Annotated in this window: 2 protein-coding genes; both read left to right on the top strand. The window is 66.6% G+C overall.

All coding sequences use genetic code 11. From position 1 onward, the window contains the following. On the top strand, positions 1–321 hold a 321-nt coding region (locus NW818_RS13500), incomplete at its 5' end, for a hypothetical protein (RefSeq protein WP_414424842.1). Between the two features lie 16 nt (positions 322–337). Beyond that, a partial coding sequence (locus tag NW818_RS13495; RefSeq protein WP_414424841.1) for a hypothetical protein occupies positions 338–607 on the top strand: 270 nt, incomplete at its 3' end.

Genomic DNA, 607 nt, shown 5'->3' with positions numbered 1-607 from the left:
CGGCTGGGGCTGGAGGTGGTGGGCCGGCTGATGCGGCGCGAGGTGGAGGGGGAAGAAATCAACATCTTTGGTGAGGCGCGGCGCGGGGACGAGGTGGTGTTGGTGGTTGGGGAAGCGAAGCTACAGTTGGACCGCGGGCGGTCGCGGGCGAGTGAGCGGGCGCGGGTGTTTACGCAGTTGCGGCGAAAGGTGGAGGCAGTGAGGCGGGCGTATCCTGGGCGTGAGGTGGTGGCGATCTTGGTGACGCACTACGCGCGGCCGGTGTTCATCGAGGAGGCGAAGGCGCAGGGGGTCGAGGTCTTCCAGAGCTACGAGTGGTGAAATGAACAAGGCGGTGATGGCGGAGCGACTGCGAGGGGTGTTTTCTGCTGAGCAGGCGGAGGTGCTGGCGGGGGTGATTTACGACGCCTACAACGCGCTGGTGAAGGCGGATGACTTCAACGAGCTGAAGGAGATCGTGCGCCGGCTGGCCGAGGCGCAGGAGCAGACGGAGCAGCGCTTGGCGAAGCTGACGATGGTGGTGCAGGGGCTGGCGATGGAGCTGGGCGGATTGTCGCGGGCGGTGAGCTACGCGCTGGAGAACGAAGCGTATCGCGGGCTGCCGCGC

It is taken from the genome of Synechococcus sp. R6-5, from assembly GCF_047461775.1.
GTDB lineage: Bacteria > Cyanobacteriota > Cyanobacteriia > Thermostichales > Thermostichaceae > Thermostichus.
This window is presented reverse-complemented; position numbering and strand designations above follow the sequence as displayed.